At 65.2% G+C, this 26,991-nt stretch carries 24 protein-coding genes and 2 pseudogenes; 12 read left to right on the forward strand and 14 right to left on the reverse strand.

What is annotated here, in order from left to right; all coding sequences use genetic code 11:
• Positions 1 to 11 precede the first annotated feature (11 nt).
• The 7 genes and pseudogenes from J1M81_RS00745 to J1M81_RS26115 all read right to left on the reverse strand — a co-directional run.
• Complete coding sequence (locus tag J1M81_RS00745) at positions 12 to 242, reverse strand: heavy-metal-associated domain-containing protein (protein ID WP_042940234.1); 231 nt, start codon at positions 240 to 242, stop codon at positions 12 to 14.
• A 678-nt stretch (positions 243 to 920) separates the two neighbouring features.
• On the reverse strand, positions 921 to 2,162 hold the full coding sequence (locus J1M81_RS00750; RefSeq protein WP_008720039.1) for an Nramp family divalent metal transporter: 1,242 nt from the start codon (positions 2,160 to 2,162) through the stop codon (positions 921 to 923).
• 99 nt (positions 2,163 to 2,261) lie between these two features.
• A complete protein-coding gene (locus J1M81_RS00755; protein ID WP_206497464.1) occupies positions 2,262 to 3,149 on the reverse strand; it encodes a cytochrome c biogenesis CcdA family protein in 888 nt (295 codons plus the stop codon).
• A complete protein-coding gene (locus tag J1M81_RS00760) occupies positions 3,146 to 3,778 on the reverse strand; it encodes a TlpA disulfide reductase family protein (RefSeq protein WP_206497465.1) in 633 nt (210 codons plus the stop codon). The genes J1M81_RS00755 and J1M81_RS00760 overlap by 4 nt, the downstream gene beginning before the upstream one ends.
• On the reverse strand, positions 3,775 to 4,404 hold the full coding sequence (locus J1M81_RS00765) for a TlpA disulfide reductase family protein (RefSeq protein ID WP_008720055.1): 630 nt from the start codon (positions 4,402 to 4,404) through the stop codon (positions 3,775 to 3,777). The genes J1M81_RS00760 and J1M81_RS00765 overlap by 4 nt, the downstream gene beginning before the upstream one ends.
• 55 nt (positions 4,405 to 4,459) lie before the next feature.
• Entirely contained in the window at positions 4,460 to 5,107 is a 648-nt protein-coding gene (locus J1M81_RS00770; protein ID WP_008720057.1) for a vitamin K epoxide reductase family protein, read from the reverse strand.
• Positions 5,082 to 5,378 (reverse strand): annotated as a pseudogene (locus tag J1M81_RS26115) (DsbA family protein); the annotation flags it as partial. The pseudogene J1M81_RS26115 and the gene J1M81_RS00770, both read right to left, overlap by 26 nt.
• Between J1M81_RS26115 and J1M81_RS00775 the strand changes: the two are divergent.
• Together J1M81_RS00775 and J1M81_RS00780 are read left to right on the forward strand one after the other, a co-directional pair.
• Complete coding sequence (locus J1M81_RS00775) at positions 5,271 to 6,698, forward strand: heavy metal translocating P-type ATPase (RefSeq protein ID WP_241257577.1); 1,428 nt, start codon at positions 5,271 to 5,273, stop codon at positions 6,696 to 6,698. The pseudogene J1M81_RS26115 and the gene J1M81_RS00775 overlap by 108 nt on opposite strands.
• A 48-nt stretch (positions 6,699 to 6,746) precedes the next feature.
• Positions 6,747 to 7,046, forward strand: a pseudogene (locus J1M81_RS00780) (DUF3703 domain-containing protein).
• Positions 7,047 to 7,052: 6 nt separating this feature from the next.
• Here J1M81_RS00780 and ccsB read toward each other — a convergent pair.
• The 3 genes from ccsB to lnt are packed head-to-tail and all read right to left on the reverse strand — an operon-like array spanning position 7,053 to position 11,284.
• Entirely contained in the window at positions 7,053 to 8,015 is a 963-nt protein-coding gene (ccsB, locus tag J1M81_RS00785) for a c-type cytochrome biogenesis protein CcsB (RefSeq protein WP_206497467.1), read from the reverse strand.
• A gap of 4 nt (positions 8,016 to 8,019) precedes the next feature.
• Positions 8,020 to 9,642, reverse strand: coding sequence for a cytochrome c biogenesis protein ResB (locus J1M81_RS00790; RefSeq protein ID WP_241257578.1), 1,623 nt, complete (start codon positions 9,640 to 9,642; stop codon positions 8,020 to 8,022).
• Between the two features lie 34 nt (positions 9,643 to 9,676).
• Complete coding sequence (gene lnt / locus J1M81_RS00795; RefSeq protein ID WP_206497469.1) at positions 9,677 to 11,284, reverse strand: apolipoprotein N-acyltransferase; 1,608 nt, start codon at positions 11,282 to 11,284, stop codon at positions 9,677 to 9,679.
• Positions 11,285 to 11,440: 156 nt separating this feature from the next.
• Between lnt and lspA the strand changes: the two genes are divergently transcribed.
• Positions 11,441 to 11,956, forward strand: a complete 516-nt coding sequence (lspA, locus tag J1M81_RS00800; RefSeq protein ID WP_008720077.1) for a signal peptidase II — start codon at positions 11,441 to 11,443, stop codon at positions 11,954 to 11,956.
• Positions 11,957 to 12,133: 177 nt separating this feature from the next.
• Here the strand turns inward: lspA and J1M81_RS00805 are convergent, their stop codons facing one another.
• Positions 12,134 to 13,057, reverse strand: coding sequence for a cation diffusion facilitator family transporter (locus tag J1M81_RS00805; protein ID WP_008720079.1), 924 nt, complete (start codon positions 13,055 to 13,057; stop codon positions 12,134 to 12,136).
• Positions 13,058 to 13,254: 197 nt separating this feature from the next.
• Here J1M81_RS00805 and J1M81_RS00810 point away from each other — a divergent pair, with 197 nt between their 5' ends.
• From J1M81_RS00810 to J1M81_RS00840, 7 genes are all read left to right on the forward strand, one after another.
• Entirely contained in the window at positions 13,255 to 15,279 is a 2,025-nt protein-coding gene (locus tag J1M81_RS00810) for a cytochrome c oxidase assembly protein (RefSeq protein ID WP_206497470.1), read from the forward strand.
• Positions 15,280 to 15,815: 536 nt separating this feature from the next.
• Positions 15,816 to 16,610: a M23 family metallopeptidase gene (locus J1M81_RS00815; protein WP_206497581.1), complete on the forward strand. Its 795-nt coding sequence runs from the start codon at positions 15,816 to 15,818 to the stop codon at positions 16,608 to 16,610.
• 25 nt (positions 16,611 to 16,635) lie between these two features.
• The gene (locus tag J1M81_RS00820; RefSeq protein ID WP_032382574.1) at positions 16,636 to 16,989 is read left to right on the forward strand and encodes a BlaI/MecI/CopY family transcriptional regulator; all 354 of its coding nucleotides are present in this window, start codon (positions 16,636 to 16,638) and stop codon (positions 16,987 to 16,989) included.
• A complete protein-coding gene (locus J1M81_RS00825) occupies positions 16,986 to 17,942 on the forward strand; it encodes a M56 family metallopeptidase (protein ID WP_008720974.1) in 957 nt (318 codons plus the stop codon). The genes J1M81_RS00820 and J1M81_RS00825 overlap by 4 nt, the downstream gene beginning before the upstream one ends.
• 87 nt (positions 17,943 to 18,029) lie before the next feature.
• Positions 18,030 to 19,802, forward strand: a complete 1,773-nt coding sequence (ctaD, locus tag J1M81_RS00830; RefSeq protein WP_072692203.1) for a cytochrome c oxidase subunit I — start codon at positions 18,030 to 18,032, stop codon at positions 19,800 to 19,802.
• A gap of 91 nt (positions 19,803 to 19,893) precedes the next feature.
• Positions 19,894 to 20,487, forward strand: a complete 594-nt coding sequence (locus tag J1M81_RS00835; protein ID WP_008720475.1) for a copper resistance CopC family protein — start codon at positions 19,894 to 19,896, stop codon at positions 20,485 to 20,487.
• Positions 20,488 to 20,497: 10 nt separating this feature from the next.
• On the forward strand, positions 20,498 to 21,454 hold the full coding sequence (locus tag J1M81_RS00840; protein ID WP_008720478.1) for a cytochrome c oxidase assembly protein: 957 nt from the start codon (positions 20,498 to 20,500) through the stop codon (positions 21,452 to 21,454).
• An 84-nt stretch (positions 21,455 to 21,538) separates the two neighbouring features.
• On the opposite strand, the gene J1M81_RS00845 is transcribed toward J1M81_RS00840, so the two are convergent.
• From J1M81_RS00845 to J1M81_RS00855, 3 genes are all read right to left on the reverse strand, one after another.
• Complete coding sequence (locus J1M81_RS00845; RefSeq protein ID WP_230558228.1) at positions 21,539 to 22,660, reverse strand: M23 family metallopeptidase; 1,122 nt, start codon at positions 22,658 to 22,660, stop codon at positions 21,539 to 21,541.
• Positions 22,661 to 22,899: 239 nt separating this feature from the next.
• A complete protein-coding gene (locus J1M81_RS00850; RefSeq protein ID WP_008720482.1) occupies positions 22,900 to 23,658 on the reverse strand; it encodes a DUF305 domain-containing protein in 759 nt (252 codons plus the stop codon).
• On the reverse strand, positions 23,655 to 24,446 hold the full coding sequence (locus tag J1M81_RS00855) for a DUF3105 domain-containing protein (protein WP_032373348.1): 792 nt from the start codon (positions 24,444 to 24,446) through the stop codon (positions 23,655 to 23,657). Before J1M81_RS00855 ends, J1M81_RS00850 begins: the two co-directional genes overlap by 4 nt.
• An 80-nt stretch (positions 24,447 to 24,526) precedes the next feature.
• Here J1M81_RS00855 and J1M81_RS00860 point away from each other — a divergent pair, with 80 nt between their 5' ends.
• Positions 24,527 to 24,838 carry a DUF4229 domain-containing protein gene (locus tag J1M81_RS00860; RefSeq protein ID WP_008720486.1) on the forward strand — a complete coding sequence of 104 codons (312 nt, stop codon included), beginning with the start codon at positions 24,527 to 24,529 and terminating at the stop codon, positions 24,836 to 24,838.
• Positions 24,839 to 25,690: 852 nt separating this feature from the next.
• Positions 25,691 to 26,416 carry a YoaK family protein gene (locus J1M81_RS00865; RefSeq protein ID WP_008720488.1) on the forward strand — a complete coding sequence of 242 codons (726 nt, stop codon included), beginning with the start codon at positions 25,691 to 25,693 and terminating at the stop codon, positions 26,414 to 26,416.
• The last annotated feature ends 575 nt before the right edge of the window (positions 26,417 to 26,991 follow it).

Raw genomic sequence — 26,991 nt, forward strand, 5'->3', positions numbered from 1 at the left:
GAGTTCAGCGGCTACGCGGTGCGTGAATCTGCGGGTTGCGGTTCGGCTGTGTATCCGGCATCGCGAACGGCGGCGACGACCTGGGCGTGGTCGGGCTCATCGGCGCTCGTCACCGTCAGCGTCCCCGCCGACGCCGATGCTTCGACCGTGTCGACCCCGACCACAGCACTGACTTCTTCCCGGACCGACGCCTCGCAGTGTCCGCAGGTCATGCCGGTGACTCGGTAATTCGTGGTGATCATGAGGTACTCCTTCATCTTGAGTGATACCCCCAGGGGGTATCCAGCGACGATTCGGACCATACCCCCTCCCCGTATTGTTTGGAAGGGGGACAGCATTCAACGATCTGACGGCGAGGGCTATCGCGGATCTCGACGGGTTGCGACTGAGACGTTCCGATGCTCGCGGACGTATTGGAGTCAGTGGACCGGCCTACCGGCGGCGCTTGATCGACCCCCATCGGCTGGCTCACTGCGAGCTTGGTCGATTGTTTGCAGGGCGGTGAGGACGATTGCACCGCCTGCTCGGCGATTTCGGCGGGTAGTGGTGGTCCGCCGATGGTTCTATCCGCATGACGGCGAGTATGACAATTGGGCACTGACAGAGCTATTCTGTTGCAACAGTTTCGGGTCGCCCCGTACTTCGTCCTGGCTTCAGAGATAGAGCAGGTGTGGTGGTGCGGTGCCGTCGAAGCGCTTGAGGACGCCGTTGGGCTCAGAGCGTGTGACTTAGATCCACAGAATCCTGCAAAAATTGAGGCAGGAGTGCTCGACTCTCGCTGCCGCAGTGGCACTGTGGCCCGTTTGTGTGGAAGAAAGGTACGCGGCCTCTCCCCCGCTGACTGCTAAAGGGCGGCAAGGTGTCGGTAGAGGGTGACTCTGCCGATACCGAGGACTGATGCGATCCCGGTTTTGGTGCAGTCAGACCACGGTCAGATAGATCAGTGCAATGTTGAGTGCGACGACGATTCCCGCGATGAGCCATGCCGCGTATGCCGTGATCCGGTGATTGACATCGCCGCCCATCAGGATGCGGTCCGAGGTGAACCGCACCAAGGGAATCAATGCGAACGGGATACCGAACGACAGCACGACCTGCGAGACGACTAGTGCCCGACTGGGGTCGACTCCTGCTGCCAGAATTACCAGTGCGGGAACAAGTGTCACCAGTCGTCGCACCAGAATGGGAATGCGCTTACGTAGTAGCCCATCCATGATCATCGCGCCGGCGTACGCCCCGACCGATGTCGATGCAAGGCCCGAGGCCAGCAGGCCCACCGCGAACAGCAGCGCTACGACCGGCCCCAGGGTGTCACCTACCGCTGCGTGGGCTCCTTCGATGGAATCGACGCCCTCGCGGCCCCCCAACGTCGATGCCGCCAACAGCAGCATCGACATGTTCACTGCCCCGGCCAGCAGCATCGCCAACCCGACATCGATCCGGGTGATCCGTAACAACCGCTGACGGACAGGCCCTGCCTCGGGGTGTCCGTGCCGGTCACGTGCAAGGCCGGAGTGCAGGTACACCGCGTGCGGCATGATCGTCGCACCGAGCATCGCGGCGGCGATCAACACGCTTTCCGCGCCGTCGAACCGCGGAATCAGACCGGCGGCGGCCTCGGTGAACGATGGCGGTTCCACGACGACACTGGCAAGAAATCCGACGGCGATGACACCGAGTAGCCCGAGAATCACGAACTCGAAGGGCCGTTGGCCCCGGCGATCCTGGACCATCAGCAAGATCATCGATACGGCCCCGGTGATGAGGCCGCCGATCAGGAGCGGCAGGTCGAAGAGCAAGTAGAGGGCAATTGCACCGCCGACGATTTCGGCGAGGTCGGTCGCCATGGCGACCACCTCCGCTTGCCCCCAATATGCCAGTCGCACAGTCCTGCTCGACTTCTCGCGGACTACTTCGGGCAGTGTCATTCCGGTGACGATGCCGAGTTTGGCGGAGAGGAACTGGACGAGACCGGCCATCACGTTCGCGGCAACGATCACCCAGACCAGCAGGTATCCGAACTGCGCGCCGGCACTGACGTTGGAGGCGACGTTGCCGGGGTCGACGTAGGCGATCGCTGCGACGAAAGCCGGGCCGAGCAGAACCAGGCCCGACCGAAACCTCGAGGGCGGCCGAGACGATCGGCGCTGCAGCACAGACATGACCACACCCTCCGGCACCAACAATATGTCAGGACCCTGAAAATATAGTTCGGCTACCCGAACAATGCAATGCGGCGTGGTGGTTCGGCGACATCTCGATCAGATGGGCAGGACCACTGCACTGACGAATTCGTTGCGGATCCAGGCGATGAACAACCCCCACACTCCGGTCAGCAGTGCCACGCCGACGGCGATCATGATGACACCGCCCGCGACTTTGATCTTCTGTGAGTTCCTTCGAAGCCATCCCACCCCGCGCATCGCCGAACTCGAACCGAACGCGAGGACGACGAACGGTAGGCCGAGTCCCATGCAGTACGCGACGATGAGAGTGACCCCGCGGGCTGCGGTTGCACCTTCGGTTCCTGCCGCGACAGACAGAACACCGGCGAGGGTGGGGCCCAGACACGGTGTCCAGCCGAGCGCGAACACACCGCCGAGCAGCGGCGCTCCGGCGAGGGACGAGATCTGCTGAGGTGCGAATCGGGTGTCGCGTTGCAGTGCGGGTATCAATCCGATGAACGCTGCACCCATGATGATCGTGATGACGCCGCCGACTCGTTGGAGTACTTGCTCGTTGATGCGCAAGGTGCCGATGACTCCGAAGATCGAGGCTGTGGCGAGGACGAAGACGATGGTGAATCCGGCGACGAACAACGACGCTGCACCGGCCACACGCCAGCGATTCACGAGACCCGTCGACGACGTACCGGCGGTCGCGGTGCTGGGTGTCCGGGCATCGGCTGACTGAGCCTCGCAGGCCGATTGGGTGCCGCGGGCTGATTGGGCGTCGCGGGCTGATTGGGCGTCGGCGCCGGCGATGCCTGCCAGGTAGGACAGGTATCCCGGCACCAGCGGCACCACGCACGGTGAGGCGAACGAGACCAACCCGGCGAGCATGCATGCCGCGATCGCCAGCAGTAGGGGCCCACTCGATGCCGCGTTCTGGAACGTCGACCCGATGTCTTGGGCGAGAAGAGTCGTCATTCCGCGGCTATCCGTTCGACGACGGGAAGCAGGTCTTCGGTGAGCAGGGCTCGCATGAAGACCGCGGCCACGCGGTGCTGGCGATCGAGTACCAGCGTCGAGGGAATGACGCTGGTCGGATAGTTCCCGCCGAGGGCGATCAGCGTCCGCATCGAGGGGTCGTAGATCGAAGGGTAAGTGACGTCGTTGTCGACCACGAAGTCCTGCGCTTTGTCCTTCTGCGGATCTCGGACATTGATACCGAGGAACTGCACACCGCGCTCACGGGTGGCCTCGTAGACCTCTTCGAGGTCGTCGGCTTCGCCGCGGCAGGGGCCGCACCATTGACCCCAGAGATTGATCACGACGACCTTGCCGTCGTAGTCCGCCAGAGCGGTCGTCTTGCCTTCCTCCATCAGATCGGGGCCGGCGAGCTCGCCTATGGTTCCGCGTGTTTCGGGAGGGTCGTAGACGATGTCGGTTCGGCCACCGGGCGCGACGAAGTCGAAGCTCCCGCCGGACGGTGCAGCGTCGGCACCAGCGGAGCATCCGGAGATCAGTAGTACGACGGCAAGAATCGATCCGATTGCCGCGGTGGGCGTGCCGCCTTGTCGTCGAGTACCGACCCACACTGGTGGGAAGCGTGTCATGAGGTGAAGTCCTTTATTGCAGTGCGGATCTGGTCTGTCGTCTCGAACACTGTCGGGTCGGTGATGCGCTCGATCGTTCCGTCCGGGTGGAGGAGAAAGCTCAGGGGAAGGACCGGCGGTGCCGAGAGCGCGTCCTGGACGCTGCCGCCGTCGATGTAGTTCGGATAGCGGATGCCCAGTTGCGTGAGCAGCGCGGCCGCGTCCTCGGGTCGGTCCTCGACGTTGATTCCGATGACTGGGATCGCGTCGGGTTCTGCGGCGTAGGCATCGAGTACGGGCATCTCGGTGCGGCACGGGCCGCACCAGGATGCCCACAGGTTGATCAGCGTCACCTCGCTGCCGAGAACGTCGGCGAGATCGACATCGTCGGCGCTGCCGATGCAGCGCGCTATCACTCCTGCCAGCGGACCGCCTTCACGCGGTACCGGCGGCGGACACAGCGGTAGCGCTGCTGCTCGTGCCGCGTCATCCGGCGGGCGGGACAATGTGGGTTCGGGTCCGACCGGCGCGACATTGTTGGCGATGGCCTCGGACGGGCCGCCCTCGACGCCACCGGAGCGGGGCCACAGTGCAACGATCGATGCAACGACAACGACGAGCATGACGAGCGACCAGCCGCGCGTCATCGCCGTGACCTTCTTTCTCGAGAGAGCGGCAGAGGGGCGAACGGTACGTCGCGGATCATAGGAGCGTGGACCAGTACGACCAGAAACGCTGCGCGATCAGGGCGATGAGGACGAGAAACCACACGGTCAGCGGAAGCGAGTGATTGCGAATCAGCGAGTCAAGCCATAGCCGAAACCATTGCCCAAGAGCGGATTTCGACCTGGCGCGGTCGAGGTTGCGCAGCGTGACGTACCAGAAGATCGGTACGGTGACCGCCCACACCGCCATGCAGTACGGGCACAGCGCGCCGATGTCGTAGAGGCTCTGCGCGATCAGCCAGTGCACGAAGACTGCGGCAGCAGTGACACCGACCTGCACTGCGCCCCAGAACCACTGTGCGAACACCGCACCGGCGAGAAGGGCGGCACCCACTGCCGCCACGACGGCGAAGCCTGCGATCCCGAGAAGGGAATTGGGAAATCCGAACGCAGACGCCTGCGGGGTGTCCATCACCGATCCGCAGTTGAGCACCGGGTTGATGCTGCAGGTCGGGGCGTAGTCGGGATCGAGTGCCAGAGCGAACTTTTCTACCGTGAGCACGAACGCGGCGACCAGTCCGGTCACGCCGCCCACCAGCAGCAGCCAGGGCAGGCTCCGGCCGAACGATCCACCGGGTCCGGTCTCGGCCGCTGGGAGGTCAGCCGAGTGCAGCGTCGAGGGCATCGGCGAGGTCTCCGTACGTGGTGGGTTCGATCTTGGTGCCGTTGAGGAAGAACGTCGGGGTGCCCTGCACGCCGAGCGCGATCCCGTCCGCGACGTCGGCCTCGATGCGCGCGAGCGTCGCAGGGTCGGTGTAGGCGGCATCGAAGGCGCTCATGTCGAGCCCTTGCTCGACGGCGAAGCTGCGGAACAACTCGTCCTGCGGAACCTGCTGTTCGCCCCACTGCGCCTGCGTTTCGTACATGCGCTGATACATTGCCTCGAACGCGCACTGGTGGTCCTGGTCGCGGCATCACCGTGCGCATTGGCCATCTCGGTGCCGCTGTCGGTGGTGGCGGCGATCGGGGCTGCGAGCCGCAACGGGGCATTGATCAAAGGCGGTGCAGCAGTAGAAGAGCTGGGCCGCATCCGCGTCGTCGCCGTGGACAAGACCGGCACCCTCACCGCAGGACGACCGGAGGTCGTCGACGTCGTCACCGCTGCGGGAATCAGCCGCGACGCCGCGCTGGCCGTTGCTGCTGCGCTCGAAGCGCGCAGCGAGCATCCACTCGCCCGCGCCATCCTCGCTTCCGTATCGACCGTCGCGGCAGCCGATGATGTCACTGCCATCGCCGGACACGGCCTGACCGGCACCCTCGACGGAGCCGCGATCAGGCTCGGGAAACCGAGCTGGTTCGACACCCACCCCAGCTCCGAGGAGTTCCGCGCCGACGTCGCTCGTCTCCAAAGCAGCGGTGCCACAGTCGTTCTCGTCGAACGCGCCGGAGTCCTGATCGCTGCGATCGCCGTCCGCGACGAACTGCGGCCCGAGGCCGCCGAGGCTGTCCGCCAACTCACCGCGCTCGGTATCGACACTGCGATGCTCACCGGCGACAACGCACTCACTGCGCAGGCCCTGGCGACCCAGGCGGGCATCACCGCCGTCCACGCCGAACTACTGCCCGAGGACAAAGCGGCCCTGCTGACCGACATCGCGGCCGGACGCAAGATTGCCATGGTCGGCGACGGCATCAACGACGCTCCCGCCTTGGCGACCGCAGATGTCGGTATCGCCATGGGCGCAATGGGAACCGACGTTGCCATCGAGACCGCCGATGTTGCCCTCATGGGGGAAGACCTCCGGCATCTACCGCAGGTGCTGGCCCACGCTCGACGCGCCCGGCGCATCATGATCGAGAACATCGCCCTGTCGATTGCCATCATCGGCGTGCTCGTCCCACTGGCTGCCACCGGCGTCCTGGGCTTGGCCACCGTGGTGCTCGTCCACGAACTCGCCGAAGTCCTGGTCATTGCCAATGCGATTCGCGCCGCCCGCACCACGCCCTTGGACGGTTTCGTGCCCCCGCCCGCGGCGTCCGGTGCCCTCAACGTCACGATCGCACCCGCAGCGGCCTTCGAGGATGCCTGCTGCGCTCCGGCCCCGACGCCGAGGAACACCGCACCTCTCGCATCTGGGAACCTACTGGCCGCCACCACCGCACCGTCACCCTCGGCGATCGCAGCAGACGACGGCAGCAGCTCCGGGTGCTCGGATGGATGTACCTGCTGCACATCGACCCCCGCTTACGGCGAACTCTTCCGCGGACAGAGGTAGAGACCTGTGAGCGGTGATCGGACTGCACGCAGGCTCTACGGGATCGACATGACCCCAGCAGCAGCGGCATCGACAACAGAGGTGCGCTGGCACCACCTCGAACGAACACACATCCTCTCGCAGCACTATCCGTGATTGCATACTCGCAACCACGCCGCGATGGTGAAAGCTGCGGCGGTAGAACATGATCGGCGCGAATCCTGGGGTCAGGTGATCCGGATCGTGATCGCTGCTCCAGGATCGTGGTCGGGGCGATACCCGGCCGGTAACACCGGCCGGGTCGAGGCGGGACCGATGTCGCCGATGCCCATTCCGCAGGACCGTACGGACGCGCTGAGAGGCAGATAGCGGTCATCAGTTCAGGCCTGCGTAGGAGTGCAGGCCGGAGACGACCATGTTGATGATGAACAGATTGAACAGCATCGCCACGAATCCGGCGATGTTGATCCATGCTGCGCGGGTGTTGCGCCACCCGCTGGTGGCGCGGGCGTGCAGGTAGGAGGCGTAGACGATCCAGGTGATGAAGGAGACCGTTTCTTTCGGATCCCAGCCCCAGAACCGGCCCCACGCGGCTTCGGCCCAAATGGCACCGAGGATGACGCCGACGCCGAAGAGTGGAAATGCGAAGATCGTGGTCTTGTACGCCACGATGTCCAGAGTCTGCGCGGAGGGCAGACGGGCGACGATTCGGCTCATTCTGCTCCCCGAGGCCTCGGGATGCTTCATCCGGATCAGGAACAGTATGCTCGCAACCCCGGAGATCAGGAACACCCCGCTGCCCAGCGAGACGATCGAGACGTGCACCGGCAGCCAGTACGACTGCAGTGCCGGTACCACCGGTGCTGCGTCGGCGTACAGCACGGTGCCGGCGACGAACAGCAGGATCAACGTCGGCACCAGAACGAACAACCACAGGGTGCGTAGCTGCGTCGAGCGCAGCACCACCAGTGCAGCGACTACACCTGCTGCGCAGGTGACCGAGACGAATTCGTACATGTTGCCCCACGGCGGCCTGCCGGTGGCGATCCCGCGAAGGATGATCGACCCGATATGCAGGGTCAGTGCCACCATCACCAGCCCGAGTCCGCTACGCCCGAAACGTTCGGATGGAACTCGCCGGGGTGCGTCGGGAATGCGTCCGGGCGTCGTCGACGTGGCAGCAATGATCCGAGCACGAAGTCGCTCCGTATTGTGCAGTTCCGCGCTACGGGTCGTTGCGAGCTGTGCGAGGAATGCGATCGCGGCGAGGAGATAGACCACGAAGGCGGTCTCGAAGCTGATGTCGCTCCACCGGGCGAGGGTGTCGTCGATCGGCATGGTGCTACACCGTTTCTCTGTCGTGGTTCTCGGACGGGCTCTGCGTGTGCGGCCAGATCTTCAACCGAAGGGTCTGGAATTCCGGTCCCCAGCCGGCGTGATCGGTGCGAGCCAGGCCACCCATGTCCACTCGCGAGAGACCGCGCTCGCCAAGGTGGGCCCGGAACCAGACGCGACGGCGTGTGATGACCAGGGACACCAGTAGTCCGGTCATCATCGTGACCGCGAACACGAGCACCCACCGCTGCGCGGGGTCGTATCCGACCTGGAGATTCGCGAATTCCTTGGCACCGTCGAACCGGACGAGGGTGCCGTCGGAGAGGGTTGTCGATTCTCCGGGCCGCAGGTTGACCCGGTCCTGCTTGACCAGCCGGCCCTGGTTGATCATCTCCTGGTCCAGGGAGAAGATCGACTGCGGGATGCCGGTGTCGAGACCGGTGTCGCCTTTGTAGATGTCCACTGCCACCGCGGGATCGACCAATTCCGGGAAGCGGGAGGAGAGCAGGTTGCCGTTGAATTGCGCGGTGGGCGCGAAGAGTCCTTCGATGGCGATCTGCCCTCGGCGGCGCTCCTCGGCGGTGGCGTAGGTCCCCCCGGGTGGGTCGAATCGCAGCGCGCCGCTGCTGAGGAACGTGGTGGCGTCGTCGGGGCGGAACTGCAGCGCTTCGGTGCGGGTCTGGCCGTCGGGGAAGGTCACGGTGAACTCGGGGGCGTAGCCGTGTCCGGTGAGGTAGATGCGTTCGTCGCCGAGCCGGAGGGGTTCGTTGACTTTGAGTTGATAATCGCGCCAGGTGTCGGCGGCGATGTCGTCGGCGCTCTGGTAGGAGATGTTCGAGGTGAACATCTCGGCCTGACCGTTCTCGAGGTAGTCGGCGGTGAAATCTCTGACCCGGATACAGAACGGCTCGAGTCCGGTGCCGTCGGTGCTGTTGCCGGCGCGAAAGGAGTCGTAGACGGCGGGAGAGGTGTTGCAGAAACCGGGCCCGTTGTCGGCGATGACGATGACCGAGCCTTCGTAGCCGAACAGTTTGCCGATCGCGATCGCGGCGAGCAGACCGATCAGCGAGAAGTGAAACAGCAAGTTCCCGGCCTCGCGGGTGTAGCCCTTCTCCGCCGAGAGAGTCAGTGCCCCATCGGGCTCGGGTCGAACGGCGGTACGCCACCCTTTCAAGTGCCGCGCGATGTCGGCGATCACCTTCTCGGGGTCACCGGCGAGGGTGCCCGAATGATGCAACGGTAGTCGAGTGAGGTTTCGCGGTACTCGAACAGGTTGTGCGCGAAGAGCTTTGCCGTGCTCGATCAACCGGGGAGTCAGACAGCCGATCAGCGACACGAACAACAGGACGTAGATCGCGGTGAACCAGGAACTCGCGAACACGTCGAACAATTCCAGCGTGTCCATCACCGGCCCGAGAACCGGACGCGCGGCAATGAAAGAATCGACGGCCTGGGTATTGAGATTGCGCTGCGGCAGCAAAGCGCCGGGGACAGCTGCGGCGGCGAGGAGGAACAGCAGCACCAACGCTGTCCGCATCGACGTCAGTTGTCGCCACCGGTTGCGCAGCATCGCCACTGTTCTGCGCACCAGTCCCGGCGAGTGCGCACGGGGGTGTTCGTCGATCGTCATCTCCGCACGCCCTTCACCGACCACCATCTAAATACTACGCGACATAGTAGTTTGCGGGGTTCGGTGTGATGGAGCGTGGTCGGCACAGCAGCGAGAACGCCAGTGCTGCACCAGCGCCGGTGGCGGCAATCCATTCCGGAACGCTGCCGGTGATCGTCGCCGGGGTGAGGGTGGTGCTCAGTGACACCTCGGTGACGACAGCTGCGGGGGTGAACAGCTCCGTGCGCTCGACGACCTCCCCGCGTGCATCGATGACGGCGCTGACTCCGCTGGTGGCCGAAACGACGACGCTGCGCCCGTGTTCGACCGCTCGTACCCGCGACATGGCGAGTTGTTGATAGGTCATGTTCGTCCGACCGAAAGTGGCGTTGTTGGTCGGCACCGCGATCAGCGCAGCACCGGCGCGCACGGAGTCGGTGAGCAACGAGTCGAAGGCGACCTCGTAGCAGGTGGCCACCGCCACGGGCACTCCGGCGAGGTCGACGACGCCGTTGCCCTGGCCCGGAACGAAGCGTCCTGCTTGGGCGGCATAGGGAGAGAGTGCGGTGACGATCGTGCGCATCGGCAGGTACTCCCCGAACGGCACCAGTTGCCGCTTGTCGTGCCTCTGCCCGGGCCCGCTGGCGGGATCCCACACGATCGAGGTGTTCGTGGTGGTGCCGTCGTCTCGGCGGAGAACCGTGCCGACGAGAATGGGCACTCCGACGGCGCGGGCCGCGGCGTCGATACGTGCGGCGGCATCGGGGTTGCGCAGGGGATCGATGTCGGAGGAGTTCTCCGGCCAGATGACCAGATCGGGTGCGCGTACGCGGCCGGAGTCGATGTCGTCGGCGAGCTCGATGGTGCGCTGAACGTGGTTGTCGAGCACTGCTCGTCGTTGGGCGTTGAAGTCGAGACCGAGCCGCGGGACGTTGCCTTGCACCAAGGCGACGGTGACCGTGTCCTGCGGCGGCGGAGCGAACAGTGGAGCTACCACCGTGAGCGCCCCTACAGCAGTGGCCGCACCGATGCACGACGCTGCTGCAGTTCTGCGGGTGATGCGATCGGAGGCAACAGCGCCGGCCAGAGCGGACCCGATCAGCACCACGACGAACGACAACCCCGGTGCGCCGATCAACGCAGCCAGAGGCAGTAGCGGCCCGTCGGATTGACCGAATGCGATGCGGCCCCAAGGGAATCCGCCGAACGGGATCCGAGATCGCGCAGCTTCGATCGCCACCCAGGCGCTCGCCACCCAGACCGGCGCCCACGGCAGTCGGGACATCCGATCCGCTACTGCGCCGAACATCGCCACGAAGAGGGCTTGAGCGACGGACAGCGCCAGCCACGGCACCGATCCGACGTACTCCCCCACCCACGGCAGCAGAGGCACGAAGAGCGCCGAGCCGGCGACGAAGCCGTACCCGGCCCCCGCACGCGTCCCTCGCCCGCGCACAGCCAACAGCAGCATTGCAATTGCTACCGGAGCGAGAAACCACAGATCTAGGGGCGGGAATGTGGCGTACAACAGCAACCCGGACGAGGCAGCCGCGAGGAGCCGGATCCAGGCACGGACTCCGTTGCTGCCGGTCACCCACCGCGCCCGGTTCGAGTCGTCGCCGGGTCGTCGAGGTCCGGGTTCTGTGTCAGGAGCCGCTCTCATGACGACATGAGCAAGCAGCCGGTACCGGAGAAATCTCTGCCGTTCATCAACTACTATGGTGCATAGTATTTTATGTGATGGCAACTCTGCGGCGGTGACCGATCCCTTCCGTCGACACCCAGCACCTGTCCGAGGTACACCCGAGAACGAGGATCCGTGAACCGCTCCCCCACCACGTCTCCCACGCGGCTGCGTGCTTACGCAGTGACTCTCGTGCTGACATTGGTCGCTACCGCGCTGACCGTCGACTACTGGGCGCAACAAGCGTTGCCCGGCTCTCCGATCGCACTACCGATCCTCGAACTGCGACTCGCCTTCAACCGCGGAATGGCCTTCAGCCTGGGCGATTCACTGCCCCTATGGGTGATCGTGTCGGTCACGGCGACGATCACCGCCGGGGTCGCGGCCTACGGATGGCACAGCGCTCGGCACGGGGAGCAGTGGACCACGGTGGCGCTGGCGTTGATCCTCGCCGGTGCCCTGTCCAACGTCCTCGACCGGCTTGTCGACGGTGCGGTCACGGACTACTTCCACACTGGATGGTGGCCGACGTTCAACCTCGCCGATGTCTACATCACCAGCGGTGTCGTGGTGCTGATCGGTGCGTCGGTGTTCGTGCGGGATACAGCCGAGAGGCAGCCCGGTTCCGATTCGGCGGCCGCGCACACCTGACCGTGGACCTCACCGTCTGCGGCTCCTTCGCCGTGTCGCCGGTGCAGTGCTCGCTACGGACGTCCCTGTGGACCACCGAACGCGCCGCGCAGATCCATCTCACGACCCCGCGTGACCCGAGCCGGCGGGTTCGCACGACCCCGCCTCACCCACTTCGAAGACCTCGACTGCTCCCTGTCACCACGCCACTTCCCGACATCGACCCTCACCGCGTGGAGGTTCGACCTGCAGCGTGGCGTGGTCGAGACCGTACTGATCGAGAAGGACCTGTTGAGCGGCAGCGAGCACCGGCGGTGAGGCGGTACCCGGGGTCACGGTCAAATGCGCCGACGCGACCTCCATCCCGGACGTCAGGGTCCAGATGTGCAGGTCGTGCACGTCCTCGACACCCTCGACGGCGGCCAACGACTTCTCGACCGCTGCCACGTCGATGCCCGACGGGGCGTGCTGCAGCAGTATCCGCACGGCGTGACGGCCCAGGTTGAACGCGCGCGGCAGGACGAACACGCCGATGGCGACCGCGATGACCGGATCGGCGTACCGCCATCCGAACAGGACGGTGACCAGCCCGCTGACGAGTACGCCGATCGAGCCGAGCATGTCCGCCATCACCTCGAGATACGCACCCCGAACGTTGAGGCTGTCCTTGGCGCCGCTGCGCAGCAGGGCGAACGCGATGAGGTTCATCACGAGCCCGAGGGTGGCCACCGCCATCACCGGGACGCCGGGGACCTCGGGCGGATTCGTGATGCGTTGCGCGGCTTCGTAGAGAATCCAACCGGCCACACCGAACAGCAGAAGTGCATTGAACAATGCGGCGAACACCTCGGCTCGGTAGAGCCCGAACGTGCGGGCAGCCTTGGTCGATTGTCGCTGTGCGAGTGTGATCGCCACGATCGCCATCAGTATCCCGAACACGTCGGTGAACACGTGTGCGGAATCGGAGAGCAGGGCCAGCGACGAGGTGGACAGGCCGACGACGACCTGCGTCACGAGGGTGACCGCCCCCAGGCCGACAGCGATCCACAGTCGGCCGAGGTGTTTTCCGGACGCGCTGGCCGGTGAACCCGGCTCTATCCCGTGGCCGTGTCCGTGCCCCATCGTTGCTCCTTCGTCGTGTCCGGTCCGCAGAACGACAATATATTGCGATATGCGCATACATGCAAGTGTTGAAGGATTGTCCGGCGGTGGCTGCCCGGACTCGTACAACTATCATTCGTAGTAGTTCATTGTCGGCGCAGGTCGGACTGCCTCGCGCCCATGTCGGAAACACGATCCACCGGGAAGAGGCGCACACCATGGCCACCGAAGCGGCCCGCTCGACCCGCGGCGCAGTGGATCGACGCTCCGGATCGCAGGTGATGGTGCTGTGCGCAGCGATTGCCGCGGTGGTCGCTGCACTGCTCGCCGCGATGTCGACGTCGCAAGCGCTCGTGCTGTTGGGTCTGCCCGATCCCGGCCCGGTCACCACGTATGGGATCCCGGCACTGACCGCGATCGGCGAGGTGGCTGCCGTCGTGGCGGCGGGGTCGCTGCTCCTCGCGGCATTTCTCGTTCCGCCTCAGAGGTCGGGTGTGCTCGACATCGACGGGTACGTAGCCGTCCGCACCGCGGCGAAGGCCTCCGCAGTGTGGGCGGTGTGCGCGGCGGCGTTGGTGCCGCTGACACTCTCGGACGCCTCGGGTCAACCTGTCGGATCCGTTGCAGCGCAACCGGTGCAGTTCCTCGGTGCGATCGGCGATGTCGAGGCCTCCACTGCATGGGCCATCACCTCTGCGGTCGCGGCGATCACCGCCGCAGCATGCGCGGCGGTGTTGCGGCATCGATGGACCCCCGCCTTGTTCGCCCTGTCGATGCTCGCGTTGATCCCGCGCGCGGTCACCGGCCACTCCTCGACCGGCGGCAATCACGACATCGCGACGAACTCGTTGATCCTGCACATCCTCGCTGCCGCGCTGTGGGTGGGCGGACTCCTCGCACTTCTCGCTCATGCGCTGCGCGGAGGTGGGCACCTTGCCGTCGCGACCCGCCGCTACTCGACGCTCGCTCTGGTCGCGTTCGTGATCATGGCGGTCTCCGGAGTGGTCAACGCTGCCGTGCGAGTGCCCGTGACGTCGCTGTGGGATTCGACGTACGGCGCTCTGATACTGGCGAAGATCGCAGCTCTGGCGATCGTGGGGACCCTCGGGTGGATACAGCGACGACGAACGGTCCGCGCTCTGGCTCACGACCCCGCGAGGCGCAGATCCCTGATCACGTTGTCGATGATCGAGACCCTCGTTCTCGTCACCACCGTGGGCCTGGCGGTCGCACTGGGCCGCACTCCCCCGCCCCCGCCGCAGGACACCTCGCTGCCCCAGGCGCACGAAGAGGCCTTGGGCTACGTGTTGGACGGCCCGCCCACCGCTGCGCGGTTGGCGTTCGAGTGGCGTTTCGACCTGGTGTTCGGCTCCGCGGCGGTGATCGCGGCCGTCCTGTATCTGGTGGCCGTGCGGCGCCGTCGGCGGGCAGGCCTGTCATGGCGGCGGCGGTGGACAGCGAGCTGGTTGGCGGGTACTGCGGTGCTGCTCGTGGCGACCTCGTCCGGGGTCGGGTTCTACAGCCCGGCGATGTTCAGCGTGCACATGGCGGGACTGACCGCGGTCGCCGTCGCCGTGCCGTTGCTGTTGGTCCTCGGCCGACCGGCAACCTTGTTCGCCTCGGTCCTGCCGACCGCGTCGGCCGCCGAAGCACCGGGCTCGCGCGAATGGCTCCGGGCTGCATGGCAGAGCCGAGCAGCCCGGATCGCGATACACCCGTGGGTCAGCACCACGGTGTTCCTGAGCAGCTTCTACCTGCTCTACCCCGGCGGACTGTTCGACACCGTCGCCGACTCGCATGTGGCACACATGGTGATGAAGGGCTGGTTCCTGACCGTCGGGATGGTGATGTTCTGGGGCACGGTCGGCGAAGACCCGGTACCGAGACCGATCGCGGGACTGACGAAGTTGCTCGCGAGTATCACCGCATTGGCCGGGTTCGCATTCTTCCTCGTCGTGACGATCGATCTCGAGACCGCGCTCGGAGCGAGCTTCTACAGCGGACTGCGTCTGGACTGGAACGCAGACCTGCTGGCCGACCAGCGGCGCGGCGGCACTCTGGCGTGGGGCATCGGGGAGTTGCCGTTGCTCGCTGCCGCGGTTCTCGCCGCGGTCCGGTGGTCGGCGGCCGACGAGAGCGCGGCACGGCAACGAGACCGCCGAGTCGACGATCAAGGTGATACCGAACTCGAGGCGTACAACACCATGCTCGGTGGCCTGTCCTCTCGGCGCGATCACCCCTGATACCCGAAACGCCCAGCCCTGTTCCGGTGCGGATGTCGTAGCCCGGCGGGATGTCGTAGCCCGGCGGGATGTCGTAGCCCGGCGGGATGTCCTCCGAGGACCGTGACCAGCGGTACGGACGAATCCGGGTCGAGTGGGATGGAAAAACTATGCTCGATAGTAGTAACCTGTGGCCTGACCGTCACCATTTCGTTATCTCGAGCGAGGCCACGGCCTCGTAGCCACCAAGGATTGTGATCTTGGCCCGACACCGCACACCCGATCCGATCGACGACGACTACGCAGCGCCGGCACCCGGCGTCGCGGTCTCGATGCCCGTCGGCAACAGGCCGACGGCGCTCATCGATCACCCCCGTCATCGACACGCCGGGTTCGCACCCTCGCGTTTCGTGACCGAGTCGCCCGCCGAGACCGTGTACTCCGACAATCGGTCGCAGGACGAGCACACGCCTTCGGCGCAGACGCCCGCACCGGATGTACCCGCTCACGCGGTCAGCGCCGCCTGGGACACCGCGGCCGCGGACGCTACCGCGTCGATGTGGGTGCACGTGGCCGGTCCGGACGAGACGACGCACAGCGAGGGTGACCGCGATGTAGTCCAGCCCGTGTCGCGACGTGCTCGCCGCGGACTTCATCGCCGCCGGGTGCCGAAGCCGGGTGGCCGCGCCATCGCTGCGTCGGTCGCGGTCGGTGCCTTTCTGTCCGCGGCAGCGACGTCTCCGAACACCGGGTCGCAGGACAGTGTGGCGCTCAGCGCTGCGAGTATCGATAGCCCTCCCGCCGGCGTCCTGCCGCCGAGCCCGGTCGTTACCTCACCCCCGCAGGTGTTGCAAATGCCCGATCTCGACGTCGGCCGGGTCGCGCAGCGCATGACCGAGCAACTCGCCGAGGGGGGAGTTCGGGCGGCGGAGCGCGCCGCACGCGATGCCGAGGCGCGGCGCCCGCTCTCGGTGGTGCCGGTGTCGGGCACATTGACCTCCAGTTCTGGGCCACGTTGGGGGACAACGCATTACGGACTCGACATCGCCAACACGATCGGGACGCCGATCGTATCGGTGACCGACGGCGAGGTCATCGAAGCAGGGCCGGCGCAAGGGTTCGGCCTGTGGGTGCGTATACGTCAGGACGACGGCACGATCGGGGTGTACGGCCACATAGACCAGGCGCTCGTCACCGCCGGTCAACGCGTGAAAGCCGGCGAGCTCATTGCTACGGTAGGCAACCGAGGCCAATCCACCGGACCCCACCTGCATTACGAAGTGTGGCAACCCGACGGTGCCAAGTCCGACCCGACGGCGTGGCTGTCGGCACGCGGAGTCGATATCAGCTGACACGACGAGGAAAGAAGATCTGGCGATGAAAAGGCTCGGTGATCTCGAAGCGGAGGTGATGAACGTGCTCTGGGAATGTGACCGACCACAGTCGGTCCACGACCTGCGTGAACTCATGGCCGACAGAAACCCCGCCTACACCACGATCCTGACCGTCGTGACCCATCTCCACGAGAAAGGGTGGGTCGAGCGGACCAAGCAGTCACGCGCCTATCTCTACTCGCCCGTGCAGTCGCGCGCGGAGGCCACCTCGCAAGCGCTGCGCGAAATCCTCGACACCAGTACCGACTCGGCCGCGGTGCTGATGCATTTCGCGAAAACCGTCACCGACGACGAGCTCGACGCTCTGCGGGGGAACCTGCCGGACGTGAACCGGTGATCGTCGCGCTGGTGTTGCTCCTCGCGGCGATCATCGCGGCCGTCGCCCTGCCGCAGCCGCTGACCTCGCTCACCCGCACCGTGAGCCCCACTCTCGCCTTGACCGCATGGATCGGCAGCATCGCCGGGGTGCTGTTTCTCGTGGGATCCGCGGTGGCCGTGTTGCTCTGGCCCGGTCATGCGCCCGCCGAGGGCATGGTCGAACTCGCCGTCCGCTGTCTGGGGTCACTGCAACACGCGGCGCAGCCGTGGATCGGGGAAGCGGTCGCCGGGGCATCGGTCGTCCTCGCGGTATCGGCGTCGGCGCGCGTCCTGCGCTCGACTCGCCGTCAGCTTCGAGCCCGGTCCAAAGTCCGCGACTATCACCGCGATGTCATCGCCGTCGTCGCGCGCACGGACCCCGGACCCGAACCGATCATGTGGCTCGACCACCCGCTCCCGCTGGCCTACAGCATCGACGGTCGCCCCGGCTACGTCGTGGCCACCGAAGGCCTGCTTGCCCATCTCGATCCCGATCAACAGCGGGCAGTGATCGCACACGAACGTGCCCACCTGCGCGGGCGCCACCACCGCATCGTCAACATCTGCGAGATCCTGGCCAAAGCACTTCCTCGCGTTCCCCTGTTCGCCGCAGCACCTGCAGCGGTGCGGGTTCTGGTCGAGGTCGCCGCGGACCGGTCCGCGGCCGCGGTCACCAGCGCCGACACTGTGCGTTCGGCCTTGTCGACGGTCTCGCAGGCGCATTCGGCGCGTCCACTGTGGGCGTTGGGCCTGATCGGGGAATCGACCGCCGAGCGGTTGCATCACCTCGACACGAGCGCGCACACGCCGACCCGAACCGGAGCAGGCGCGTACGCTGCCGCCGCCGTGCTGCCGCTCGTGGTGCCGGCCGCTATGGCAATCCTCACCCTCAGTGCGGTCTCCGCCGCAGCGTGCGCGGTTCTGCTGACTTGAACCACCCCCAAAATACTATGCTGCATAGTATTTGGGCTAGGCTGTCGGACGCGTCCTGTAATTCGCGTGCGATTCGAAGGTGGTTCCATGACGGCGCTGACATCTCCTCCGGCTGCGCCGGCGGTCCGCCCCTATCCTCCCCGCGGGGCACGCAAGGGGTCGTTCCTGCACACGATGGTCACCACCACCGATCCGAAGGTCATCGGGCTGATGTACTTGGTGACCTCGTTCGGGTTCTTCCTCGTCGGTGGCCTGATGGCGTTGATCATGCGCTCCGAACTCGCGGTCCCGGGAATGCAGTTCCTCTCCAACGAGCAGTACAACCAGCTCTTCACCATGCACGGCACGATCATGCTGCTGCTCTACGCCACCCCGATCGTCTTCGGCTTCGGCAACTACATCCTGCCGCTGCAGATCGGCGCACCCGATGTCGCCTTCCCCCGGCTCAATGCCTTCTCCTACTGGCTGTACCTGTTCGGCGCACTGGTCACCACCGCAGGTTTCATCAGCCCCGGCGGTGCCGCAGACTTCGGCTGGACCGCGTACACCCCGTTGAGCAGCGCCGTCTACTCCCCCGGTATCGGATCCGACCTGTGGATCGTGGGCCTGCTCGTCGCCGGCCTGGGCACCATCCTGGGCGGGGTCAACATGGTCACCACCGTGGTGTGCCTGCGCGCACCGGGAATGACGATGTTCCGGCTACCGATCTTCACCTGGAACATCCTGGTGACCTCGATCTTGATCCTGCTGGCGTTCCCACTGCTGACCGCAGCACTGATGGGCCTGCTCGCCGACCGGAAACTCGGCACCCACATCTTCGATCCCGCCAACGGCGGAGCGTTGCTCTGGCAGCACCTGTTCTGGTTCTTCGGACACCCCGAGGTCTACATCATCGCGCTACCGTTCTTCGGAATCGTCTCGGAGATCTTCCCGGTCTTCTCCCGCAAACCCATCTTCGGGTACAAGGGGTTGATCTACGCCACCGTCGGCATCGCCGCCCTGTCCATCGCGGTGTGGGCGCACCACATGTACGCCACCGGTGCCGTGCTGCTGCCGTTCTTCTCGTTCATGACCTTCCTCATCGCCGTGCCGACCGGGGTGAAGATCTTCAACTGGATCGGCACCATGTGGCGCGGCCAGGTCACCCTCGAATCCCCCATGCTCTTCTCCATCGGATTCCTGATCACGTTCGTCTTCGGTGGACTGTCCGGAGTGCTCCTGGCGAGCCCGCCCATCGACTTCAACGTCACCGACACCTACTTCGTCGTCGCGCACTTCCACTACGTCGTGTTCGGAACGGTCGTGTTCGCGACCTACGCCGGCATCTACTTCTGGTTCCCCAAGATGACCGGCCGCATGCTCGACGAACGACTGGGCAAGTGGCACTTCTGGCTGACGTTCCTCGGCTTCCACGCCACCTTCCTCGTCCAGCACTGGCTCGGCGCCCAAGGAATGCCGCGCCGCTACGCCGACTACCTCCCGTCCGACGGATTCACCACCCTCAACCAGATCTCGACCGTGGGATCGTTCGTCCTCGGGGCCTCGACGCTGCCGTTCATCTGGAACGTGTTCAAGAGCTACCGCTACGGCGAAGTGGTCACCGTCGACGACCCCTGGGGCTTCGGTAACTCCCTCGAGTGGGCGACCAGTTGCCCACCCCCGCGGCACAATTTCATCGAGATGCCCCGGATCCGCTCCGAGCGGCCGGCGTTCGAGCTGCACTATCCGCACATGGTCGAACGCATCCGCGCCGAGCAGCACGTCGGTGGCCCGCACTCGGATTCGATCGCGCCCTCGGAAGTGATCACCGAAGCGATTGCCGGACCGGACGTATCGAAACGGCCGGACGTCGACAAGTAACACGGTCGACCGACCCCCGTAGGCTCACACCCCCTTACTACTAGTGCGCATAGTAGTAAGGAGAATCAGTACGACCAGAGGAGAACCGAACGTGAAACGATGGATGCTGGTCGCCGTGCTCATGTGCGGCACAGCACTGTTCTCCGCGGCCCCGGCATCGGCGCACAGTGAACTCGTCAGCTCCGACCCCCCGGCCGATGTGACGCTCGAGTTCGCACCGATCGGCGTCGGCCTCAAGTTCAATCAGGACATCAACGAATCGTTCGCGACCATCAGCGTGGTAGGTCCTGGCGATACTCAGTGGACGCAGGGTACGGCCACGGTCGAGGGCCCCGACGTATCGGTCCTGCTCGAGGACGGCCTACCCAACGGGCAGTACACCGTCGGCTACCGCGTCACCTCCGCGGACGGGCACCCGATCACCGGGTCGTACGGCTTTTCGGTCGACGTCGCGGAGACCGCCACCCGCCCGGACGCTGCTGCACAGCAATCGCAGGGCGGTGCGACCTCGCCGGCTCCCTCGACCACGCCGACGCAGGCCTACGATCCGAACAACCCGTCCGCCAGCGAGGACCGGCCACCGAAACAGAACACCATGATGCTGCTCTCCATCGTGGGCCTGACTGTCCTCGGTCTCGCTGCCATCGCCCTGACGTTGGTGATCCGAGGCAAGGACAAGCAATGACAGGGGCCCGATGAACATCGCCGCCGTAACTCCCCCGGAAGGCCCGCCGACCCTGGCAGCGTTGCTGAGCTTCGATCTTCCGCCGCTCCCGATCCTGCCGATCGCCGGCATCGTCATGGCCGGACTGTACTGCTGGGGGCTCTACCGGATCCGCGGCCGGGGTATCGCATGGTCACGGTGGCGGAGTGCGAGTTTTCTGCTCGGCTGCGCGGCGCTGGTCCTGGTGACCGGACTGCAGGTCGAACGCTACGGATACAGCCTGTTCAGCGTCTTCATGTTCCAGCATCTGACGTTGTCGATGACCATCCCACCGTTGTTGGTGGTGGGTTCGCCCGGACGACTTCTGTTGCGTGCCACCGCTCATCACGGAGCCGGGCGGTGGGTACTGATCGCGGCGCTGACGGGGTTGCGTAGCCGCGCCGGGCGCATCGCACTACATCCAGGTCTGACGATCCCGTTGTTCCTCTTCAGCTACTACGGGCTGTATCTGTCGTCGATCTTCGATGTTCTCGCCATCACAGTCATCGGGCACGTATCGATGGAGATCTTCTTCTTCGCCAGCGGGCTGCTGTTCATCATCCCTGTGCTCGCCGTCGGCCCCCTCCCCGTTCGGCAGAGCAATCTGGGCCGGTTGTTCGACCTGTTCGTCGAGATGCCGTTGCATGTGTTCTTCGGTGTCATCCTGATGATGTCGAGCACCCCCATGCTCGCCACGTTCGCCTCCCCTCCCCCGCAGTGGGGTGTCGATCCGGTATCCGATCAGAAGCTCGCCGGGGCGCTTGCGTGGTCCTACGGTGAGCCGGTGGCCCTGCTGGTGGTGCTCATCTTCTGCATTCGGTGGAACCGGGACGAAAAGGAGGAATCGGCTGCCGCGGACCGGCACGCCGAAGAAGACGGGTACAGCGAACTCAACGCCTACAACGACTTTCTGAAAAAGATCGGTAGCGAGACCAGTCAACGGACCTGAGCTGTCGCGGCCGTCCCGCGCTCGGGGACTGCCGCGAGCTCATCGCCTGATCGCGCTTACTGGCAAGGGCCTGATCGGGCGCATTCATCGCGCACGTGTGCCCACCCCGATTCTGGCTCCACGCTCACCGAGCCAGGCTTGCGGATCGACCTTCTGTCCCGCGGGAGAAGTCGCCTCGAAATGCAGATGCGGACCCGTCGAGTTACCGCGGTTCCCGACCTCTGCAATCCGATCGCCCTTACGGACGCGCTGACCCACCGTGACCGAATTTCCGTTGTTGTGCCCGTAGGTGGTGATCGATCCATCGTCGTGTCTGATCCGAACCCACAGCCCGAAGCCCTGTGCGGGCCCGGCGCTGATGACCGTTCCATCGGCCGCGGCGACGATCGGTGAGCCCAGTGAGTCGGCGATGTCGACACCGCCGTGTTGTGTCCCGCTTCGGGTGCCGAAATTCGAGGTGACCAGTCCGCTGCTGGGTGCGACAGCAGACGCAGTACCTCGGGAGGTGGCCGAGCCACCGGACGTGGAACCGCGCTGCTGTGCTGCATCAGGAACAGAATCTTCGGGCGCGGTCGTCTCGGATGCGGGAGGGGTGTCGGTGGTGCCGGGCACGGGCGAATCGCGGCCGGTGTTGCCCGTCACCGGATCCTGTTCCCCACCTCGGTCGCCGTCATGCGGGACTGCGGGGTCGAGGGCGTCGACCTGGAGCGATGCGGCGATACGAAGGGCCAGGAGTGGGTCGAGAGTCGCCAACGGGGCCAGGCAGGACAGGGACTGCGCCGGGGCATTCGAGACTCCACGGGCGATGGCGTCGACGATGCATCCTGCCGACGCGGACACCGGGCCGGCGGTGTCCGCGATGACGCCGCCGGCCTGGGCGGCGGCCCACGTCGAGGATGCGAAGGCTGCGAGGTCTGCCACCGCGATCGGATCGGTACCGATTGTCGCGGCCCGATCGGCCAGGCGGATCAACCGGCTGACGGCGTCGGCGGTCTGCTGACCTTCGACCTCGTCCCCGGACTCCACGGCCGGTTGACCCGGATTCGCTTCGGCTACCGGGGCGTGCAGGAACACCGCACCGAGTGCGGCACCGACGATCACGTATGTCCGCGCACCTCGGCATGCGCGACGTCGCCCGCCGCTCGGCGTCGTCTTTCCCGCGTTGTTCACGTGGTCACCCCACCCTTCTCGTTGAATGCCGGTCACGATCGCAGTGGATGCCGTGTCGGCCGTGGGTCAGTGTTGCGTGATCCCATCGACACCACAAGCCCCTTCTGTCACACTCTCGACTGCATTCGTCGCTGTTTCGCCTATCGATTCGGCGTCGAAAGTGAGTGCTTTGCACAGTAACTCGACGATTCGACGCCTTTTCATGCGTGCCGATGCCGGTCATGGGGGTCATCCCAATCGTTATTACTATGCAACATAGTATTTAGATATCGGCGTCAGCTCTCCGGCAACGGTGAGACCCCGTGTGCGCTCAGCAGGACATCGATCTGACCGACCTCGGCGGTTTGCGCGGAGGCGATCGAGCCCGCGAGCGCGGCGACAGCGGGAACTGTCGCGTTCGCTGCTCCCTGCTCTGCCATCGGGATTCCCCCACGATGGTGGCGGCGGAGCAGTTGTAGATACCGGCCGTCGAATTCTTCGGCGTTCATCCGGCGAAGTGCCGTCAGCTCGGCGGTACTGGCCATGCCGGGCATCGACGTCGCGTCCTGTCCGCTGTCGTTCGCGGACGCGCTCATGTCCATCGGGTGACCCCCTGTCGAGCTGGCCCCGGTCATCCACGTCATCGTCGGGCCGTCGGGCAGATATGGCCTGTCCCACAGTGTCAACCAGCCTTGCATCGTGCCGACTTGGCTCTGCTGCGAGGTCAACACGTCGAAGGCGAGGGTCCGGATGACCGGATCCGTCGAGCGTCCCAACGCCATCGCCGACATCTCGATCGCCTGGTTGTGATGGACCGACATGTCCTGCGCGAAACCCACATCCACCGAATTCGATGCCGGTACGGCCACTCGTGCGCTGTCCGGTGTGAGCAGTACGCCGATGAGGACGCCGGACAGGACGAGAGCTGTCACCGCCAAGCCGATGAGCAGTGCCCTGGGCCTGGATCTGGGTCCCGTTTCCGCGGCGTCATTCTGTGCACTGTCGTTCTGTGCATCGTCGATCTGGGCATCGTCGGCCTGGCCGTGCACGGTCATCGACTCCCCTCCCCCATCGGCGCTGGCGCACTGTCGAGGGCCGGGTCTTCCTCGAGGGGCACCGCGTCCGGTCCTGGCTCGCTGGCGTCGAACGGCGGCGGGTTGTCGGGATCGAACGCGCCGGGAATGGTCGAGCAACTGGCTCCGCTCTCGGGGTGGGTCGAGGGGTTCTGTCGCAGAGCAGCGACGAACTGAGTGATGCGCCGGTCGGAGGCATTGTCGAGCTCGAGTCGATGGCCCCACGACTGCAGCGTGATCGGTGCCGTCAGGCCCGGGTAGGGCGACATCATCGTGTAGGGCTCGCCCTCGACCCGCCCGGCGAGTGAACCGACCTCGTCGGAGGAGACCCGGTTCGGGTCGTACGTCACCCACACCGCCCCGTGTTCGAGCGAATGAACCGCGTTCTCGCTGCGTAGCGGGACGGGGTACACCACTCCGGTACACGTCGCCCAGGTCTGGTCGTGAGGGCCGCCGAACGGCGGACTCTGATCGTAGGCAACTCTCTGAGCTGGTTCGACGTGCCGCGCGGCCGGATACTCGACCTCGACGACGCCGTCGATGCCGCGGGAGGGGTCCGGGTCGTCGGCGGTCGGCGCGAACCGCTCGGCCTGATTGCGTTCGAGGACGCGGGGGGCCAGGTTGTATCCGATCGCACCGACGAGCACGACGATGACGACACCCGCGCCTATCACCGCCCAGGGAGCGCGCACGCCCCCGGGCACTCCGGCTGGGCGTGATCGCCGAGTCGAGCTCCGTCGGCCTCGGGCGGGGTTTCTGCTGCTGTTCATATTGCTCCTCCATCAAATACTATGCACCATAGTATTTGAATCAAGGTCCCAGGAAGCCCCTACGCACGACAGGACGGCCGATGCCGGTGTTCCGCGCACCCTCAACTGCTCGCGGGCAGCTTGCCCTTCATGTGCTGGCCTACAACGGTGCACGCCTGCTCTTCGTGTGTGTCGCCGCAGGAGTGCTTTTGGCCGTCGACGCACTGACGAGCCTTGACATTTCCTTCGTGTTGGTACTGCTTGGCGCACTTGCAGCAAGCCTGCCGCTGTCGGCACTGACCCTGAGGAAGCTCCGCCGAACCATCAATGCGGACATCGAAGCAGTCGATCGCACGCGCTCGATCAAGAAGCGAGGCCCCGCGGCGGGACGACCCGGCACCGACAAACCGTGACGTCGGCGCACGGACTTCGGCGTTGGCGTTGGCGTTGGCGTTGGCGGATCGTCCGTGTCGGTCACTGTTCGCCGACCCATTCGACGGACGCTTCGGCGTCCGGCTCGATGTCTAGTAGTTCCAGGGTGCGGTGCATCAGAGTCTCGATCCGATACTCGAGATCATCGACGAGGTCAGGCACATCGGCCAGAGCGGCGTGGGCACGGCGGCGGGCATCGACACCGATTAGCTAGTAGTCCGAGCCTGGTGCAGCTGACACCGGGTGCGGTGGTGTGCCGGTGACGTCAGTTTCCCGCTCGCCACGACCGCGTCGCCACGACAGGGGCGGGCGTGGATCGCGCCGGGGCAGTCGCCCGGAGCGGTGAGCAGCGATGACCGCCCCGACCGCTACCTGGGGCATCGGGTCGGCGGGAAACGGCACGACCCCACCGGTCGATCGGAACGGCGACGGGGCCTGGACGCACCGGCCACCTGCACATACCGGGAAAAGTCTCCCCCGGTACGTGCTCGGTGAGTAGTAGCGTCGAGGGGTAGCGATAGAACCGCAGGACAGTACGCCAGCGTTCCCACATCTCGGCGGGACGGAAGCCTTCCGACTCATCGGCTGATATCCGGACACTGTGCCGCCCACCGATCCACAGGGATGGAACTGACCACGCGCGGATGGGCCGCGAGTTCGTGCTACTTGAGCACGCAAATTACACCGCTGGGTGGGCTTGTCACCGAGGTCGGCAGACGAGGTGCAGGTGGGAGTTCGATTGCTTCCGAAGGGAATACGAACACCGAAGAACCGCCGAGTGAGCTGCACCTCATCGACTTGCGGCTCCGTACACGGCCGGGAGACTTGGTTGCATGACATCTTCTGTGGCACTCAGCCGCGAAACAGCCGTCGGCGCGGAGGCGCGACTGTCGTGGATACTGTCCGCGCTGGCCGGAATGGTGGGTGCTGTCGCATTTCTGCATTCGGCGGGGTATTTCGTGACGTTCATGACCGGCAACACCGAACGCGCCGTCATCGGGCATTTCGGCAGTCCGGAAGGTAAGCCCGTTGCACCCGGCGCATCGCCGTGGGCGGCGCTGGCTTTGATGGGTGCCTTTCTGGCGGGAGTGGTGATCGCGTCGATCTGCCGCCGCCGATACTGGTCCAATCACCCACACGGAGCAACAGTTGTCACGACCATCGCCCTCGCCGCGGCAGGGCTCATCGATATCGGGATATCCGGCTGGGCGTCCGACGACGTAAATTTCTATCCCATTCTGTTGGTTGCGTTCGCTCTCGGCGCGCTCAACACAGCATTCACGAAACGAGAAGAAACCTACATCCCCCTGAGCTACGTCACCGGCACCGTCGTCAAACTGGGCCAAGGGATCGAAAGACACCTACTGGGCGGCGGTACTTACCTCGACTGGCTTTGCTATGCAATGCTTCTCGGGTCCTTCGCAGCCGGAGGCGCAGCCGGGGCTCTGATCGGTGCCGCGATCACCGGACCTCAAGTACTCCTGGTTACCGCAGCCATCAGCCTGCTTGCAAGCATCTTCACCTTCACTCACACCGAGCGACGATCCCTATGGGGATAGGTCTATTCCCGGCCAGCGAAAACCTACGGGTCCGCGCTCCCGAGATCGTTCTGCTCCACCGGCGGACTCGACCAACAGAAACACTGTCGCAACGTGAATCAATCGGTTTGAGCGTGTGGAGAGGATGTTCGATACACACCATCTCTCGCTTGGCCCTGATCTCTTCGCCAAGGCGTCAGCGATGCCGGTAGTTGCTAGGTGGGTTGGGAGGTCGGTGCCGAAACCGTCAATAGTCGGCGACGCCGACGAGCGAGCTCGGTTTCGCAGCTACGTCGTGCACGGCCGCATCGGTCCCCGTGTGCGATCCGGATCGGAGCCATTGCCGACGACGGATACGGCAGAAACTGAGCGGAATTGCATCCGGGGACGCATTCGACCGATACCAACTTACCGCAGGAGATTCTCAAACCTTGCGCGGATCTATGTTTCGAATAGTTACGCGTTGCCGGCTTTTGGCTGATGCACGACGAACGGCAGCGGGTCGTGCGCCCGCATCGGTACGCGTTGATGCTCGAACTCAGCCGGCCGTTGACCGGTTCCGAGTTCGCGATTCACGAAGTGCGCGACAAGCACAG

The organism is Rhodococcus sp. KRD175, assembly GCF_017168275.1.
In the GTDB taxonomy this organism is placed as follows: Bacteria; Actinomycetota; Actinomycetes; order Mycobacteriales; family Mycobacteriaceae; genus Rhodococcoides; species Rhodococcoides fascians.

Excerpts from the sequence above, each read along its gene's own strand:
- J1M81_RS00760 (WP_206497465.1), bottom strand. The coding sequence starts at position 3,778 with ATGACACGCTTCCCACCAGTGTGGGTCGGTACTCGACGACAAGGCGGC.
- J1M81_RS00815 (WP_206497581.1), top strand. The coding sequence starts at position 15,816 with ATGTGGGTGCACGTGGCCGGTCCGGACGAGACGACGCACAGCGAGGGT.
- J1M81_RS00850 (WP_008720482.1), bottom strand. The coding sequence starts at position 23,658 with ATGACCGTGCACGGCCAGGCCGACGATGCCCAGATCGACGATGCACAG.
- J1M81_RS00820 (WP_032382574.1), top strand. The coding sequence starts at position 16,636 with ATGAAAAGGCTCGGTGATCTCGAAGCGGAGGTGATGAACGTGCTCTGG.
- J1M81_RS00855 (WP_032373348.1), bottom strand. The coding sequence starts at position 24,446 with ATGAACAGCAGCAGAAACCCCGCCCGAGGCCGACGGAGCTCGACTCGG.
- ctaD (WP_072692203.1), top strand. The coding sequence starts at position 18,030 with ATGACGGCGCTGACATCTCCTCCGGCTGCGCCGGCGGTCCGCCCCTAT.
- ccsB (WP_206497467.1), bottom strand. The coding sequence starts at position 8,015 with ATGCCGATCGACGACACCCTCGCCCGGTGGAGCGACATCAGCTTCGAG.
- J1M81_RS00790 (WP_241257578.1), bottom strand. The coding sequence starts at position 9,642 with ATGACGATCGACGAACACCCCCGTGCGCACTCGCCGGGACTGGTGCGC.
- J1M81_RS00805 (WP_008720079.1), bottom strand. The coding sequence starts at position 13,057 with ATGGGGCACGGACACGGCCACGGGATAGAGCCGGGTTCACCGGCCAGC.
- J1M81_RS00755 (WP_206497464.1), bottom strand. The coding sequence starts at position 3,149 with ATGACGACTCTTCTCGCCCAAGACATCGGGTCGACGTTCCAGAACGCG.
- J1M81_RS00750 (WP_008720039.1), bottom strand. The coding sequence starts at position 2,162 with ATGTCTGTGCTGCAGCGCCGATCGTCTCGGCCGCCCTCGAGGTTTCGG.
- lnt (WP_206497469.1), bottom strand. The coding sequence starts at position 11,284 with ATGAGAGCGGCTCCTGACACAGAACCCGGACCTCGACGACCCGGCGAC.
- J1M81_RS00860 (WP_008720486.1), top strand. The coding sequence starts at position 24,527 with ATGCCGGTGTTCCGCGCACCCTCAACTGCTCGCGGGCAGCTTGCCCTT.
- J1M81_RS00865 (WP_008720488.1), top strand. The coding sequence starts at position 25,691 with ATGACATCTTCTGTGGCACTCAGCCGCGAAACAGCCGTCGGCGCGGAG.
- J1M81_RS00745 (WP_042940234.1), bottom strand. The coding sequence starts at position 242 with ATGATCACCACGAATTACCGAGTCACCGGCATGACCTGCGGACACTGC.
- J1M81_RS00765 (WP_008720055.1), bottom strand. The coding sequence starts at position 4,404 with ATGACGCGCGGCTGGTCGCTCGTCATGCTCGTCGTTGTCGTTGCATCG.
- J1M81_RS00810 (WP_206497470.1), top strand. The coding sequence starts at position 13,255 with ATGGCCACCGAAGCGGCCCGCTCGACCCGCGGCGCAGTGGATCGACGC.
- J1M81_RS00840 (WP_008720478.1), top strand. The coding sequence starts at position 20,498 with ATGAACATCGCCGCCGTAACTCCCCCGGAAGGCCCGCCGACCCTGGCA.
- J1M81_RS00770 (WP_008720057.1), bottom strand. The coding sequence starts at position 5,107 with ATGCCCTCGACGCTGCACTCGGCTGACCTCCCAGCGGCCGAGACCGGA.